The 16,152-nt window shown below is 44.1% G+C and carries 10 protein-coding genes, 1 pseudogene and 2 riboswitches; of the genes and pseudogenes, 7 read left to right on the forward strand and 4 right to left on the reverse strand.

Annotated features, from left to right (window positions below; all coding sequences use genetic code 11):
* Window positions 1–9: 9 nt before the first annotated feature.
* From EHV08_RS10025 to EHV08_RS10035, 3 genes are read left to right on the forward strand one after another with little or no spacing between them, the layout of a single operon-like run.
* Window positions 10–1,503 (forward strand): SusD/RagB family nutrient-binding outer membrane lipoprotein, encoded by a 1,494-nt coding sequence (locus tag EHV08_RS10025; protein WP_126679142.1) that lies wholly within the window; start codon window positions 10–12, stop codon window positions 1,501–1,503.
* 35 nt (window positions 1,504–1,538) lie between these two features.
* Complete coding sequence (locus EHV08_RS10030; RefSeq protein WP_126679143.1) at window positions 1,539–2,252, forward strand: BT_2262 family domain-containing protein; 714 nt, start codon at window positions 1,539–1,541, stop codon at window positions 2,250–2,252.
* Between the two features lie 13 nt (window positions 2,253–2,265).
* On the forward strand, window positions 2,266–2,784 hold the full coding sequence (locus EHV08_RS10035; RefSeq protein ID WP_126679144.1) for a lipid-binding protein: 519 nt from the start codon (window positions 2,266–2,268) through the stop codon (window positions 2,782–2,784).
* 118 nt (window positions 2,785–2,902) lie between these two features.
* On the opposite strand, the gene EHV08_RS10040 is transcribed toward EHV08_RS10035, so the two are convergent.
* Window positions 2,903–4,135 (reverse strand): alpha/beta hydrolase family protein, encoded by a 1,233-nt coding sequence (locus EHV08_RS10040; protein WP_126679145.1) that lies wholly within the window; start codon window positions 4,133–4,135, stop codon window positions 2,903–2,905.
* A gap of 529 nt (window positions 4,136–4,664) precedes the next feature.
* Window positions 4,665–5,435, reverse strand: a pseudogene (locus EHV08_RS10045) (KilA-N domain-containing protein).
* Window positions 5,436–6,174: 739 nt separating this feature from the next.
* On the opposite strand from EHV08_RS10045, the gene EHV08_RS10050 reads away from it, so the two are divergent.
* Window positions 6,175–6,882 (forward strand): DUF421 domain-containing protein, encoded by a 708-nt coding sequence (locus EHV08_RS10050; protein ID WP_126679146.1) that lies wholly within the window; start codon window positions 6,175–6,177, stop codon window positions 6,880–6,882.
* A gap of 166 nt (window positions 6,883–7,048) precedes the next feature.
* Here the strand turns inward: EHV08_RS10050 and pnuC are convergent, their stop codons facing one another.
* A complete protein-coding gene (gene pnuC / locus EHV08_RS10055) occupies window positions 7,049–7,792 on the reverse strand; it encodes a nicotinamide riboside transporter PnuC (RefSeq protein ID WP_126679481.1) in 744 nt (247 codons plus the stop codon).
* Window positions 7,793–7,882: 90 nt separating this feature from the next.
* Window positions 7,883–10,276 carry a TonB-dependent receptor gene (locus tag EHV08_RS10060; protein WP_126679147.1) on the reverse strand — a complete coding sequence of 798 codons (2,394 nt, stop codon included), beginning with the start codon at window positions 10,274–10,276 and terminating at the stop codon, window positions 7,883–7,885.
* A 95-nt stretch (window positions 10,277–10,371) separates the two neighbouring features.
* A riboswitch (TPP riboswitch) is annotated at window positions 10,372–10,467 on the reverse strand.
* A gap of 378 nt (window positions 10,468–10,845) precedes the next feature.
* Window positions 10,846–11,064, forward strand: a riboswitch (cobalamin riboswitch).
* Between the two features lie 144 nt (window positions 11,065–11,208).
* Between EHV08_RS10060 and EHV08_RS10065 the strand changes: the two genes are divergently transcribed.
* From EHV08_RS10065 to EHV08_RS10075, 3 genes are read left to right on the forward strand one after another with little or no spacing between them, the layout of a single operon-like run.
* A complete protein-coding gene (locus tag EHV08_RS10065) occupies window positions 11,209–13,167 on the forward strand; it encodes a TonB-dependent receptor plug domain-containing protein (protein ID WP_158676079.1) in 1,959 nt (652 codons plus the stop codon).
* Window positions 13,164–14,441, forward strand: a complete 1,278-nt coding sequence (locus tag EHV08_RS10070) for a YncE family protein (RefSeq protein WP_126679149.1) — start codon at window positions 13,164–13,166, stop codon at window positions 14,439–14,441. Before EHV08_RS10065 ends, EHV08_RS10070 begins: the two co-directional genes overlap by 4 nt.
* A 57-nt stretch (window positions 14,442–14,498) precedes the next feature.
* The gene (locus tag EHV08_RS10075) at window positions 14,499–16,052 is read left to right on the forward strand and encodes a DUF4465 domain-containing protein (RefSeq protein ID WP_126679150.1); all 1,554 of its coding nucleotides are present in this window, start codon (window positions 14,499–14,501) and stop codon (window positions 16,050–16,052) included.
* The last annotated feature ends 100 nt before the right edge of the window (window positions 16,053–16,152 follow it).

Consider the following 16,152-nt stretch of genomic DNA (forward strand, 5'->3'; position numbering starts at 1 on the left):
GGTATCAATATGAAAAAGATATTATTATATTCGGCAGCGAGTTTACTGATGTTTTCGAGTTGCGCTTTAAATATTAATGACGATCCCAACCATGCTAATGTTGGCGACGTGACACCGGATCTTGTACTGCCGTCGGCAGAAAACTACATAGCCAATGCTCTTGGCGACCAGATGTTCACGTATGCGGGTTTCTTTGCTCAGTATTTCGAGCAACGTCCGGAGGCTAATCAGTATAATAACTTTGCAGAACTGCATCTTGATGAAGGCAGCGATACTTTCGATCGTTGCTATCGCAATATATATGCGGGAGCGTTCGCTGACATCGATAACATATTGTCAAAGAACGTAAACGGTGCAGATACATACGCATGTAAAGTGTTGCGTATGTGGGGATTCCAACTCTTAGTTGATAATATGAGCGATGCTCCTTATACCGAAGCATTGAAAGGCAACAACCTCACTACACCGAAATGGGATGAAGGCAAGACTATATTCGAAGGTGTGCTGAAAGAAGTGGAAGATGCCGAGGCAAACATCGGTACCAGCAGAATCACAATGAAAGACCCTATGTTCGGGGGTAATATCGCTAAATGGAAAGGTTTTGCCAACGCATTGCGCTTGCGCATCTATCTCCGTATGATAGACGCTGGTATTGATGTGGACTCTTACACCGAAAAGGTTAAGGCTCTTGTGGCAGAAAACAAATTCTTTGAAGGAGATGTTAAGTTTGACGTGTTTACAGATGCGGAGGGGCAGTATAATCCTTGGTACGGAAGTATCTTCAGACTTAAAGCCCTCAACTATGTTGCCGCTTATCCTATCGTAAGTTATTATAGGTCGACAAACGACCCGCGAATTGCTTATGGCATTTTGCCAAATACGAAAAAGGATGCCTATGTAGGACAGATACCTGGAGCAAAAACTCGTATGAAAGAATGGATGGGTGAAGCATGGAAAAACGCTGATGTAAGTGCAATCAATTATACCGTAATGACAGCAGAGCCTATTTATATACTGACTCAGAGCGAATTGCAGTTCTTGATTGCCGAAGTACAGTTGCGTTTCAACAATAATGCCGGAGCTGCTGCCATTGCTTACGAGAATGCCGTAAAGGCTGATTTCGCCTCACGCAGAATGGCAGATAAGGCTGGAGATTTCTTGACAGGTGCTTTGGTAAACATAAACACTCTCGGTACAAATGAGGAAAAACTGAACCTTATTTATATGCAAAAGTGGGTTTCGTTCTTCATGAGAAACCACATGGAGGCATGGTCAGAGGTGCGTCGCACCGATGTCCCGAAACTTACAACCTTGTCAGCAAAGGATATTTTTGACAAGAAAGATGGATACAATCCGGGTGAGATGATCGAACCGGCCGTTAACTACATACAGAACGGTGGTCTGGCAAAGCGTTTGCCATACCCCGGAGAGGCACGTCGACTTAACAAGAATACCCCGGCAGAGAAGAAGATGGACGCTCCGGTATTCTGGGACGTTAAGTAAATAGAATATTGTTTAACAACTTAAACGAAAAGACAATGAAGAAATATTTTTTATACAGTCTTACTCTGTGCTTCATGATGTTAGGTTTTGTAGCATGTAGCGGAGACGAAGAGATAACGGATTCGCGTCTTACTTACTACGTGAGATTTGAAATGCTTGGAAAAGATACGATTCTTAGTCCTGTGGGACAACCCTATACCGATCCCGGATGCAATGCAACATTGGGCGGAAAGGATTACACCTCAGAGATTATCATCAAAGGATTGGAAAACGTTGACATAAATACTCCGGGAATGTATTATGTTACTTATTCCGGTGTAGGTTCCGATGGCTTCTCCTCTTCCATAACTCGTGTGGTCATAGTTTACGACCCTGATGTGTCTGAAGATATTTCCGGTAATTATATAACTATCGACGGAACGCAAAGAGTGCGTGAAGGTAAAGTGATCGAATATCCCGGATTCAAGGTTAAGATTTCAAAGATTGCCCCGGGTGTATTCTATGTTGATGACTTGCTCGGTGGCTATTATGCACAGAAGGTTTATCCTCAGTATGGAGACCTTACGGCATTGAAAGGTTATGTATGGTTGCATAGCGACATGACTATAACCGGTCTCAGCGGTTATAATGAAGGATTTAAAGACACTTTCGATGCAGTCAATGGTTCTTTCGACAAAGATACCGGTGCTTTGAAATGGACAACTGATTACTCAGAAATGAAGTTTGATGTAGTATTGGAAAAAAAATAAAAAATAATAGATTATGAAGAAATATATTTCAATGTTTATATTCGCCATGCTGGCAGTATTCGGACTCAATTCTTGCAGTTTGGAAACTGATGAAGAGGCTGGTGGAACTAAGATCGAAGACATGGCCGGTTTCTGGGATGTAAGGGTTGATGTAGTAAATGATGACGGCACAATCGATGTTGACCCATTCGATTTGGGAGAATTTAGACTCATGACTTACAACACAGTAGAGAATGTTGACAATGCCATGTGGATGAATTTGGATGGAAAAAAGAGTTTTTGGAACATGAAGTTCATAATTCCTATCAATTATGGAGCAAAGACATTCTCATGTGAGGAGACAAATTATTTTCCTGAAGATTCCGGTGCAGGTAATGTTGTAATAAGTGAGGGTAAGGTGCTTTTGAAGCAAGGACATAACCTTCATGGGATGCCGGCAGACAGCATTGTTTTCAAGGCAAAGTTCTCTGACGATGCAGATGCCCGGACATACATGATTGCCGGTATTCGCCATTCCGGATTTACTGAGTAGTCTATATTAATCAAGTTAAAAAAATGACAGGTATGGCATATCGTCCATACCTGTCATTTTTTGTCCTTCAACTCGGTGGACTATCTTGTCGCTGATACGCAGTGTTTTGAAAATACGATTACAGACTGTTTATCCATTCGGATATGTCTTTCATTGCTTCGGGCGAAATAGTTTCCTCTATCGAACTTATTTCTGTTGGCAGCCCTGTTGTGCAGTGCTGCAATATATGATTCAGTCCGGGGTATATTTTTATTTTATTCTTTTTGTTGGCGGGTAGCAGGGTGCGCAGTGCGGAGATGTTAAGTTCGGCCGGCACGTTCATGTCTTTGTCTCCGTTCAGTGCGAAAACAGGACACCGTGTGCTCTTTATGGCATCCGTAGGGTCGTAGTTGATGAAGAAACGCATCCATTCCGTGTTAGACGTTGCGAGCATAATCTGCTTTGCCTCTGCCGCCGTTTTTGGCAACATCGAATCGGGAGCACCATTCGCACGGTAGAGCAATGACAGTTGTTGCTGCATGAGAGTGTCGATAGGTACAGTAGGAGCGGCCCAACTGACGATGAAATCGGTGGCCTGTTCCTGTCCCAGCATAAAGGCTATCATTCCTCCCTCGCTATGTCCGAGCACGCCCACTTTTCCGAATTCGCCCGTCTGTCGCAGCCATTCTATGCCCGCCTTGGCATCGTCGGCAAAGTCACGGCTTGTCGCCTTTGTTGCATCACCGGTCGATTTGCCGAAGCCACGGTCGTCATATCGCAGCGAAGCAATGCCGTTGCGTGCCAGATAGTCGGCAAGTACGAGGAACGGACGGTGCTCGAAAATCTCCTCATCACGGTTCTCCTGTCCGCTACCGGTTACCATCAGCACCACAGGCACGCGTTTTCCTTTTTTCCATCCTGTTGGGTAGGTTAGTGTTCCGGCAAGAGTGGCGTTGGCCGAGGAGTTTGTGAAAGATACATCTTTAGTGGTGTAAGGCAATGGCTGTTTCGGTTCTTGAGGTCTGTTGAATTTCACTTCGCCACGTTCAAGGTTCAGTGATGTGGAGAAAGTAGCCTGATTGAATGTTCCTTGCAGCATATTCCCTTTCAGTTTCGCCGTGTATGTCATCATTATCGCAGGCACGGCAATGCTTATTGAGTCGTTGCTGATAACCTTTACTTCTACAGGTATTCCCTTTCCTCCCTGTTCTATCACGTCCATCTTGCACGTTTGTCCTGCCACGTGGAGCACCATTGTTAACGTTTGCGGTCCTACTTTCATTTTGCCCGTCCATGTTCCATCGAGCGACTGTGCCCATGTCATCGCAGAAGTGCATAGCAACATGAGGCAAAAACAAATCTTTTTCATCATATAAACTTATGTTTGATTAATACTGCAAAATTATAAAATAATCCAATAGTGTCCTAAATAATTTTCAAAAAAGTGAAGGAAGTAGTTTTCACTAAGTCAAAAAGTCTTATCTTGGTGTTCCGTGCTCAAACAACAGGCAACATACAAATGGCACTTTTTTCGAATCTTGTTTCCTCGCTAAGGCTCAACACATTTACGAAAATCGACCTGTATCAATGAATTAACAAGCCGTTCACGCCACTGTCTGAGAACGAATTTGAAACATAAAGAGGGTATGTGCTGTTTTACCGTTGGAACAAAACACGTCAAATCAAATGATTCGATGCAACATTGTATGCGTTTTCACAAAAATTATTTAGGACACTATTCATGTGCAAATCTTTTCAATGATTCTTCGTCTAAATCCACACATCCTTTAAGGGCATAATGTGCAGAACCTTTCTGTACGTCATATACAATTCCAGCCCTACCTTGCCCAATAGGACTTATAATCCTATAGCCATTTACGACATCGCCAATCTCCATAGTTTTACTTTAATAAGTTTCTCTTTTCATTGCTTCCTAAAATCTGCATCTGCTGAATTGCTATCTGATTGAGTTTCACAAGTCTTTCGCCTTGAGGTATGCCATCATTGATAAGCACCGCATTTATATTCTCCATGTTAGATAGGCATATCAATTCATTGATGGTTGCGTAGTCGCGGATATTGCCTTTCAAGTCGGGATTAGTTTCCCGCCATTGTTTGGCGGTCATACCAAACATGGCAACATTTAGCACATCGGACTCTTCTGCATAGATGATACCTACCTGTGCCGTGGTGACTTTTTCAGGTATCAGATGGCTCTTGATGGCATCAGTGTGAATACGATAGTTAATCTTAGAGAGTTCTCTTTTTGCAGTCCAACCAATCAATTCCTGTTCCTTGACTTTTAGGCGTTGGAACTCCATGACGAGATAAAGTTCAAACTATACAGATACCCAGTTCGCAAACTTAAAGGCAATGTCGCGCTGAGCATAGGTGCCGCCACCAGCACCATTCTTGGTGAGGATGCCTATTGCAGCAGTTAATTCAACCCATCTGGTAGGACTCATTGTGAAAGAATTGCTACCGGCTTCGGCCAAAAGGGGGTCGAATTCGACCCCTTTAAAACTTGGGTTATTCAACTTTTCCCATAGTCCAAGATATTCCAATGTATTCTTTTGGCGCATCCAGTTCTTAACAACATCTTTAGGTTCAGCAGCATTCTTCTGTCGAGCAATGTCCGTGATACAAATATAATCAATGCCGTCCTTGGTCATTGTCTTTATGACTACATTTTTGACGATGATTTAGTTTTTCTTTGCCATAGGTTAGTGTTACTATAAATTATGTTTGCAAATATCGCACAAAAACGCGAAACAAAAGAACAAAAGGCGGAAAATCCCTAAAAAATAATGTAATCTCGTATACTCTATGTACCTTTACTCCGACAAGGATTCATTGAAATTAACCGGTGTCTTTGAGTCGGGAATTCATTGACAAACAAATCACGGCAGAATGAGGAAATGAGAATCGTTACCGGTTTGTAACCCGGATTTTTCTCAATCCTCGGAACTGTCTTTATAAACAAAAGGTTTGCGATTTTATCCAAAATTATAAAATAATCATTATAACTCAAACAGTTACGAATGATTTTTACCTTTTAAAATAGTATTAAGACATTTTTCATGTTATGTTTTATGCCCTTTTATAGACCAATTTCGCCCAAATTGCTGAGCAAATTCGGCGATTTTGCTGACCAATTTCGCCTATTTTGTGTTCCTGTTCATAAACAAGAACTTTTCAATAGGTGACTGATGGACTGGCTTTGACTTGTCTTCCAATGTCTTGTGGAGTTACTATTATTAACTTGTTTTCTGTATTTCTGTGAACAGAAAACATCTGTTTGATAGTTTTTTACGTCTATTACTTGCGGGTATAGTGGAAAAAATGTATTTTTGCAACATCAAAATGAATATAAATTTAGAATAAGTTCTTTTTTAAAACAACAATAAGATTATGGACATGATTCAGCCTTACATTGCGATTGCTCTGAAACTTATTACGGGTATGATAGGTATTCTGGCCTTCCTGCGTATCACAGGTAAAGGACAGATGGCTCAAATTACGCCACTTGACACCGTGAGTGCCTTTGTGATTGGTGCCTTGGTCGGTGGCGTTTTGTACAATCCTGATATGTCTATGTGGCATATTTTGTTTGCGTTGTTAGTTTGGACAATTTTTAATATGCTTGTTCGTTTTGCCATGCGCTCTGCCCGTCTGCGCCATATTATCAAGGGAGAGAGTGTTTTTCTTGTTAAGAATGGTTTCATAAATTTCAAAAACTTCAAGCGCAACAGCCTTGAGATGGAGCAGTTCCGCTTGCTTTTAAGACAGAAAGGAATCTTCTCTATGTTCGATGTTGAAGATGTGCTGTTCGAGACAAATGGTGCTGTGACAGTCCTCCCAACCGGCAAAACATCAGAGTCTTTCCTGTTGGTAAACAATGGTGAGTTCGTGGAGAGTGGTATTGCACAGAGCGGTCATTCTCAGGCATGGGCATTACGTGTCATCAAGAAAAATGGCTTTAACAGTCCGGGAGAACTTTTCTGTATGGAGTGGACACCGGGTAAGGGCATTTATTTTGTGACTTATGAGGGGCACGTCAAGCGTGGTGTCGTAGGGATTGGTGCTGATGAGATAGAGTCAGACAATAAACAGGTATAAGTTGTCGTAAGACAAGAAGTGAACCAAAAAGGGAGAGGGGAAGTAAAAAACAGACTTCAACTCTCCCTTTTTGGTTCACTTCCGGTGTAGTATGCAGTGTTTTGCTGGTGCTGTAATATTAGAATCGTTATTGGCTTTTCCAAGTGTCGCAAAAGAGAGAATATGTCTAAGCGGTGCTGTTTTTCTTATCCTCTTCCATCATTTTCCTCCATTTCCGATAGCCGAGTATGGCAATGAAGACATAGAGAGCGTATAACGAGGCCTTGAAAGGGATGTCTTTACCGATGTACATCACCGCCGTAACGATGTCAACTGCAATCCATATAAGCCATTGCTCCACGTACTTCCGTGCCAAAGCCCATAATGCTACGAAACTGAGGGCATTGGTGAATGCATCGGCTATGGGCCATAGGCTGCTGACATATTGCTCGCTTGGGTTGATTACAGTCACAAGAAGCCAATATACTGCCACCCATGCCACAAAGAAGAAGCATACCGATGGCAGGATATGTTTGCGACGGAAGTGGGTGATGGGGTAATTGTTGAGCGTTCCTTCTTCGCTTTGTTCCGAAAGTGTTTCTTGTTTGAGTCGTGCGGAGCGTTGAGTGTTCGTTATTCGGTTCTCTTCACAAATGTTTCCTGTTTGAGCCGAGTGGTGCGATGAACTGCGAGAACGATGTTGCTTATACTGCCATAAGGCGAAACCATAGACTGACGCAAGGGTGTAGTAGGCGGCCATTCCGGCATCTCCATAAAGACCGTGCGACCAATATAGATATATGTCGCATGCCGGCATTATCACGCTTACTACCCACAATGCGATGTGTGCACGATACTCAAGCCAAATGTATATCAGTCCGAGTATCGTGGTGAAGATGTCGAGCCAGTGGGTTATGATGAAATCGTACATTGGGTAGCGTTTTACGTTGAGCGATGAGCGATGAGCGTTGAGCGAAGAAAGAACGCTCAACCCTCAACCCTCATCGCTCAACTTAACAACCTAAAACCTTAGTGAAACGCTGCCCATAGCGGTGAATCCGGCAGCGGGAACAAATCCGATTTGATAGTAACGGTTATCATTTGTATGTCCGTTCGTCTCGCTTATGGCACTGTAAACCCAACCGCTCTGTGCATAGTGCTTGTTCATTATGTTGTTAAAGTGAGCACCGAAAGTCACCTCTTTCAGTCCGAGGAACTTCTTTTCGAGGTTCAGCGTGTATGTGACATTTGCATTCATCACTTCGTAGGCAGGCAGCGAACGCGCCTCATTCTTGCTGTTGTCGAGATACTGACGGCTCACGTTCTGTGAGTGCAGTACGGCCTGCAGCCCCTTCCAATGGAAATTGATGAAGGTATTTGAGATGAGCGACGGTGAGAAAGCGAGTGTGGAATTGTCGTAGTGTATGGTGCGTGTTCCGTTATCCCAGTCTTCCACAACCTCATCGAAATCCTTTATCTTGTTGCTGCTCATAGCCATGTTTGCCTCGATAGACAACCACGATGTGAGGTCGCATCCTATTGTCATTTCCATTCCCATGCGGTAAGAATCCTTGATATTCGTGGTCAATGGTTCGCCGATGTCACTCTTTGCACCGGTCTGTACGAATTGGTTCTTGTAGCCCATGTAGAACAGGTTCAGTCCGAAGTGCATTCCCGGCTCGATGTATGAATAGCCCAGTTCATAGTCGGTGAGCGACTCTGCAACAGGAGCCGGGTAACTACCGTTATCTGTGAAGTTGTTACGTTCAGGTTCGCGGTGACTCAAAGCCACGGAAACGTATGCGTTGTGGTAGTTGTCATGGAAACTGAAACCTGCTTTCGGATTTACGAAATTATACTTTTGGTCAATGTTAAGCACTTGGTTTGCGTATTCTGTTCCTTTCTTATAGAACTTATCGTTGACACCATCGGTCTTATATCCCACGTGACGATATTGTATGTCAGCAAACACATCGAACATCGGGTTGATGTGGTAAATCGCCTTGGCGAATACGTTACCGTCAAACTTCTTTGCGTCAGAATCATAGTACTTGTATTTACCGTCTTTCATGATTGCCGCGCTCAGTTCCTCGTCAGCCACGTATGTGAGGTGTCCGAAATGGTTTCCGGAGAACTGCTGAAGCGACAGTCCGCTTACGAAGTCCCAGTCTCGGTTCTTGAAACTCAGGTTCCACACCATTCCGTAAGCATCTTGCGAGAGCCCCTTTCTGCGCACGAAGTCGGTCTTTTTCAGTTTCGTGCCGTCGCTCTTTGTGAACGTCAGTCCGAACTTATTCAGTTTGTTCTTATATCTGAACTCGTTGTAGTAACCATAACCGTGTGTATAGTGCAGCGAACCACTCATGCTCCAGTTCTCGTTGATGTCCCATGCAGCCGACAGGATATTGTGGTTCTGCCAGAAATTGTCTGTGGTTTTGCGCCACAGCGAGCCGTCTCTCATCTTGTAGCGTTCGGTAATGTAGTTTCCGTTTTCGTCTTTCGCAAATTTTCCATCGTCACCATATACCAGATGTTCGTATAGCGAATTATATCGTCCGAGCCCTGCATTATACATATCCTCGTATGTCATGATGCCCGACTTGCCGCCGAACGTGCCGTCCATGAGGCTGAGGTCGTTGTCGCCTGCTGTCACTCCGTTCCATGCCTGACCTGTTTTCTCGAAGTTTCCTATGTTCTTATATCTTATCACGAAGTTGTTGCCAATCCACGACAGTCCGCCATAGTATGAGCCGGAACGCCCTGCTGTACCGTGTATGAAACCATCGGTGTTCGTCTCATGATATGCACCGTCGAATATAAAGTGATTCCACAGCAGACCGGTCGAGAACGACGTGCCCACGTTGAACGTGTTGTACGAACCATACGAACCGTTGAGTTCGAGCATCGGTGTGTGAGATGGCGACTTCGACGACATAGAAATTGTACCGCCGAAAGCACCGTCGCCATTGGTCGATGTTCCCACTCCACGCTGTATCTGCACATTGCCCAACAACGAGGCATAACTGTTCATGTTAGCCCAGAACACGCATTGGTCTTCGGGCGAGTTGAGAGGCACACCGTCCAGAGTAACGTTGATGCGCGAACCGCCTGCACCTCTGATGCGCATATATGCCGTTCCTGTGCCCAGTCCGTTTTCACTCCACGACAACACTCCCGGCGTTTGCGAGAATAGGAAAGGCAGTTCTTTTCCCGTTTTCGAGAAATCTGAAAGTTCTTTCCGTTTGATGTTCTCCACTGCAAACGGTGCACCTTTCTGCGCTTTTACGCCATGCACCACCACCTCCTGTAGTTTCTCCATGCGCAGCGAGTCGGTATTGTTTTGCTGCGCCAGCACTGTCTGCGTGCCTGCCGTTGCGGTTATCATTGCCACAACAGTCATAATACTTTTTTTCATTCTGTTTTTAAGTATAAGAATGTTTAATGTTCAAAGGGGAAAATCCTGCATGATATGTCACCTGTCAATATTGAATTGTCAAAAAGCAATTCTCAATCAGTGTGCTCATTGATCCCTACGCCGGCATTACCCGTATCAGGTCAGAGGGTCTGATCTCAGCCCGCCCACGGCGGACACCCCTTAACTTACCTTTTGTAAGTCGTGTGCAAAAATACATAAAATAAGCGAAACACCAAAGAATACGCAGAGAAAAGTTTTCTTCATCATTCTGCCGCTTCCCAAAATACAACCATTCCTTCCGGTGCAAAACAAGTTCTGTCAATGCGGTATGTTTTAACCCTAATCGGCCATTAAATCCATTGACTGATTTTGTTCGATTGTCGGGCAGATGTGCTTACGATCGATTTGAGTATATACAAAGGTCGATTTTTTGTGTTAAATTCACGATTGAGCTTGTTGGTTTTAAGAAAAAAAAATAACTTTGCATACGAATAATGTGCTTTCCGATAATCCATAGGTGCAAGGATGAGTTCGCTCGACCTGCGCCTTGACCGGAAGAGGTGCATTGATATGAACTGAAAGTTTTTGGTGCCTTTTGCCATACTCTGTTTTAAGTGGGTGGCTGTAAGGCTTATAAGGGAATCAGGTGAAAGTCCTGAACAGTCCCGCTGCTGTGAGTTTCATTATCACCGGCATCGATGAATCCACTGGAGTAGTCTTGTGATTACACCGGGAAGGAGATGCAAGGAGAAACAAGTCAGAAGACCTGCCAATTACTTTATATCCGTAGGTGGTGCTCGTGGGTTAGACACTATGGGGAACTTGTTTTATGCTTTGGCAGAAGCCTGTTGTCGCAGTGCATGCCGTGTCATGTCAAGTGGCTTTTATGCAGAAACTGATACAGAACACCCACGTCATTTATATATATGATTATGAAACATAAAAATATAGTATTCAGTAAGGTGCTGCTGCTTGTTCTGCTTGCAAGCCCTATCTGTTCGTTCGCTCAATCGTCGGGCAAAAAATCGTTAGAAGACAGCATTCACACCATCCGAGAGGTTGAAGTGTTCGGCAAACGTCCGCTTGCCACGGTTCAGAAACTGTCGGGAGGCGAACTGCAGTCGTTGTCAACAACCTCCATTGCCGATGCTCTGAAATACTTTGCAGGTGTTCAGATAAAGGATTATGGCGGATTGGGAGGACTTAAGACCATCAATGTGCGTTCGCTCGGTGCCCAGCACGTTGGCGTTTATATCGACGGCATACGCATCACCAATGCCCAGAACGGCACTGTTGACTTGGGAAAATTCTCGCTTTCCACACTTGAGTCGGTCTCGCTCTACAATGCCAACAAATTAGATAACTGTCAGTCGGCCAGCGAGTATGCCTCCGGTGCAACGGTGTATATGCAGACTCGCCGTCCGCGCAAGGACTCATTGACGGTCATGGGGCGCATCGCTTCGTTCCATACCTATTCGGGCAAGGCCAATGTTCAGTTCAGCAGAAACGACTGGAGCGGCTTCCTTGATTTGGAATACCTCAACTCAAAGGGCGATTATCCTTTCCGATATAAGTCGCAATATGAAGATACCGTGGGCACACGCCGCAACTCCGACATCAGATACCTGCGTGCCGAAGGGGCACTTTTCAATGGTGGCTTCTCCTCGCATCTCTATTTCTACGACTCCGAACGCGGATGCCCGGGTGGTATTGTCAGGCGACTGAGCGACAAATACACCAACGTGGGGCGCGAGTGGGATCGTGACATGTTCGTGCAGGCATCATATACGAGGGAATTTGCGAAGAGACACAGGTTCAAGGTGAACAGCAAATACAGCAACGAGTACCTGCGCTATTGCACCGATTACCCGGAAAATCAGAACACGGCAAAGGTCAATAACCACTATCGGCAGAACGACATCTATGCCTCATTGTCCTACTGTTATATGCCCATCGAATGGCTGTCGGTGAACACCGGTTACGATGCCCGAATGTCATGGCTTAGTGCCGACCTGAAACATTTCTCCTCTATACGCCGACTCGACCAGAAAGCGGTTGTCGCAGTGCAGGCAAACTATAAAGACTTGCAGCTGTCTGCCTCAATGCTCTATCAGCATTACAAAGACCATACCAAACTGAAAGTCGGTGCAGCCGACCCTTTGCAGCGCATCACTCCTTCCATATCCGTCGGCTACACCCTGTATGGCGTGACACTGCGCGGCTGGTATAAGAAAATATTCCGTGCCCCGACGCTCAACGACTTGTATTATACACAAGTAGGCAACCGTAATCTGAAGCCGGAGTACACAAAGCAACTAAACATCGGTATGGAATATCACTACAACTCAAGACAATGGAAGGCCGCTATTCAAGCCGATGTCTATCAGAACAAAATAGAAAACCGTATCGTATGTATTCCGCTGAAAGGGACATACACATGGTCGATGATGAACTATGGCGAGACCTTCTGTCGCGGACTGAATGCCACTGCCTCGGCCAACTTTGCGCCTCGCGACTGGAACTTCTCGTTGCTCACTTCGCTGACATGGCAGCGCGACCTTAACCGCACAGACCCTAAAAACGAGGACACATACAACAAGCCCATCTGTTATTCGCCTACAATCAGTTACGGCATTACGGGCATTGTGGCTTGGAAAACACTCTCACTCACCCTCTCCGACCTGCACGTAAGCAGCAGGATGTGGGCATACGCCGACCCAAGGGACATTCTCGAACCTTATAACAATATAGACCTTAAACTGTCATATACATGGCGAAACTACGGCTTCACGCTTGAGGTCAACGACTTGCTCGATGTCCAATACGAGCATATTCCGAGATACCCGATGGTGGGAAGAAACTATAAAGCAACTTTAACTTTTGTAATATGAAAAAAACTTTATCATTAATTTGTTTATTCCTTTTGACTGCTATTCCGGTGGAATTGCTTGGTCAGGAAAAGATTCTCATTCTGAACGAAGGTAACTGGCAGGCCGACAATGGCAAGTTGACCTACTTTGAAGACGACCATGTCGTTTCAAACGAATGGTTCAGAGAGAAGAACGGTTACAAACTCGGCGACACACCGAATGACATTATTCAGATCAACGACACGCTCATCGCCATTGCTATTAACTGGAGCAACATCATTCAGTTCATACGTCCCGATGGTACTGCCGTGGCAGCCACCGAGAATGTGCCCAACAATCGTAAACTTGCTTCTGACGGCCGATATGTTTATGTGTCTTCCTACGGACACGAGTGCGAAACCATTGACGGCATGAAAGCCTTTACCAAGGGTTATGTGGCGAAGATTGATATCACCAACTTCAAGGTTGTTGCCGCCACCGAGGTGGGCTATGAGCCTGAAGGCATCGCCCTTTACGATGGTCATATCTTCGTTGCAAATACCGGAGGCTATGCCTTTCAAGAGCCTCACGAGTACGAAACCACCGTCAGTATTCTCAATGCCGAGACTATGCAACTGGTGAAAAACGTTGATACGGGCACGATAAACCTATATGGCAAAATGTCAAAATCAGGACAATATCTCTGCATCAACTCTCCGGGTAACTACTACGAGATACCGGCAAACTCGATCATTTTCGACTGTAAGAAAGCCCTTAATGACGAACCGCGCAGTTTTGTCGTTATGCCATACGCCGCAACATACAACACTACGACTTGCGATGGACGCTTCTACGTGATTGGTTCGAGGTTTTCATACTATACAAGTGAATACACTTTTAACTACGTAATTATCGATCCGGCTGAGATTATTCGTACCGATGGAGTGGTGGGAACGACCGAATCGTTTCCCGGAACACTGCTTGAGGACATCAAAAGCATGACAATGCCATACGCCATATACGTTAATCCATACACCGGTTACGTCTATGCCACCGATGCCGGTTCATATACTGAAGCGGGTGCGCTCCATCAATGGAATCCCGAAGGAGTGAAACTCGGCACTTACAAGGTGTATATCAATCCCGGACATTTCCTCGCACTACCTCCAAACGGACAGTTCACGGGCATAGAGAATGTTGAAAACGAGGAACAGAGAACCGATAACTCAATCTACGACCTGCTGGGACGTAAGGTCGAGAAGCCCCAACGTGGCGGCATATATATAAAGAACGGTAAGAAAATCGTTTGCAAATGACAGCCATGAATTATTTATAGAAACCCTTTTTATTAACAATTAAAAAAATAAAACAGTATGAAAAAGTTATTTACTTTATTGGCATTATGCTTCGGATTGTTGTCCGCATATGCTCAGGAGGGTGTTACCTACACTCTTAAAACTCTGACTTTCGAGGATGCCGACTATGTTTCGGACTCTACAAACTATTTGGGGCATCGCAACTGGTCGTCTCTTATAGACAATCCACAGTATGGAGGAACACTGCTCTATGGTGCGAATCATGGTAATCCTTCGCAACCATACACCAGCGTTAATTACAAATGGTATGACAGGGACAATACCTTTCTCTATTCAGAACTTCCTTTAAACTGGAACACAACGATGTATTGGGGTGGCGGTCATGCCATTTCGAACTATTGGAATGGTAAACTTAGCGAAGGCGACTATCTGCACCAACTCTCGGTTTATGTTCCTAATAACGCATCGAGTGGCAGGAACGGACACGGTCATAACGGCTCTAACAACTTCTGTGTACACTATGGTTATCATGACAACTCCGGTTATTCGGCAGAAAATCTTCCGTCTTTCAAATTCGGAGATGGCGTTGCACGTACTGTTGACCACATGTACGTAAACCTTACCACCTATCTTGTAAACTGTTTGAAGAATGGTAATAGCCTCACTGCTGCCCTCGGCCCGAATGATTATTTGAAGATTGTTGCATCAGGATATTTGGATGGAGATTCTATTGGGAGTAACGAGTTGTTTATGGCAAGATATGGCAACATTCTTATTACAGATTGGTCTGAATGGAATCTTTCAAATTTGGAAGAAGTAAATGAGGTTTATTTTAATATTGTTGGCAGCAATGACAATGGTTACGGACTTTCTCAGCCTGCATACTTTGCCTATGATGATGTTGCAGTAAGATTCCCTATCGAAGGTAGAAACGATATTAACAATGTAGTGAATACGAAGAAAGAAGATTCTGGTGAAGTAAAATCGTTCAAAATTATACCTAATTATAATCGTAAAACGAAAGTATATTCTGCTACTGCTACAGGTGATGTACCCGAAGGAATGACCGTATCTTTTGAAAGTCTTTGTAAAAGTAGTTTTATATTAAGTCCTGGCAATTCCAGTTTTATTACTATTTCTGGCATGCCTTCTACTTGTACTATTACAGGAATATCTTCTGTCGTAAGTGCCTCCTTGATGGGTGGTGCCGGCTTGATTACCGCAAAAGAGGGTGATACTCAATTCGCTTTCTTAGCATTTCATGGAGAATCGATGACAGAAGAGCATGGGATAGTAAACGATTATGGCATAGAGGTAAGTGATAAAAAAACTTCCGTGAATTTTACATTCCCTAATGGTAATTATCAGGTAGGAGGTAATGATATTACACTTTTTGCCCAAAACGTGAATATAGTAGAGAAACCTGACTTTAATACTAATATTTATATTAATGAATACACCGTTTATTACACCGACTCTACAACATCAGGAATTACCGAAATGAAGTCGGAGACAGAGAATACTGCTATCTATAATCTTCAGGGAATTCGCATAGACAACCCAGTTAAGGGAGGTATCTATATAATCAATGGTAAGAAAGTTATATACTAAGGACTAATTTCGGAAAATGGTATGTTGTTCTGGTGTGAGCCATTACAACATACCATGCACGGATTAGTTCTGTGTTGTTAAATGTTTATGTTTAAAATTA

Origin of the sequence: Prevotella koreensis, assembly GCF_003977605.1 — a bacterium.
GTDB lineage: Bacteria > Bacteroidota > Bacteroidia > Bacteroidales > Bacteroidaceae > Prevotella > Prevotella koreensis.

What these genes read in the sequence shown, in the direction of transcription:
- EHV08_RS10050 (WP_126679146.1), top strand. Translation starts at nt 6,175, where the DNA reads ATGGACATGATTCAGCCTTACATTGCGATTGCTCTGAAACTTATTACG.
- EHV08_RS10025 (WP_126679142.1), top strand. Translation starts at nt 10, where the DNA reads ATGAAAAAGATATTATTATATTCGGCAGCGAGTTTACTGATGTTTTCG.
- EHV08_RS10070 (WP_126679149.1), top strand. Translation starts at nt 13,164, where the DNA reads ATGAAAAAAACTTTATCATTAATTTGTTTATTCCTTTTGACTGCTATT.
- EHV08_RS10075 (WP_126679150.1), top strand. Translation starts at nt 14,499, where the DNA reads ATGAAAAAGTTATTTACTTTATTGGCATTATGCTTCGGATTGTTGTCC.
- EHV08_RS10030 (WP_126679143.1), top strand. Translation starts at nt 1,539, where the DNA reads ATGAAGAAATATTTTTTATACAGTCTTACTCTGTGCTTCATGATGTTA.
- pnuC (WP_126679481.1), bottom strand. Translation starts at nt 7,792, where the DNA reads ATGTACGATTTCATCATAACCCACTGGCTCGACATCTTCACCACGATA.
- EHV08_RS10065 (WP_158676079.1), top strand. Translation starts at nt 11,209, where the DNA reads ATGAAACATAAAAATATAGTATTCAGTAAGGTGCTGCTGCTTGTTCTG.
- EHV08_RS10035 (WP_126679144.1), top strand. Translation starts at nt 2,266, where the DNA reads ATGAAGAAATATATTTCAATGTTTATATTCGCCATGCTGGCAGTATTC.
- EHV08_RS10060 (WP_126679147.1), bottom strand. Translation starts at nt 10,276, where the DNA reads ATGAAAAAAAGTATTATGACTGTTGTGGCAATGATAACCGCAACGGCA.
- EHV08_RS10040 (WP_126679145.1), bottom strand. Translation starts at nt 4,135, where the DNA reads ATGATGAAAAAGATTTGTTTTTGCCTCATGTTGCTATGCACTTCTGCG.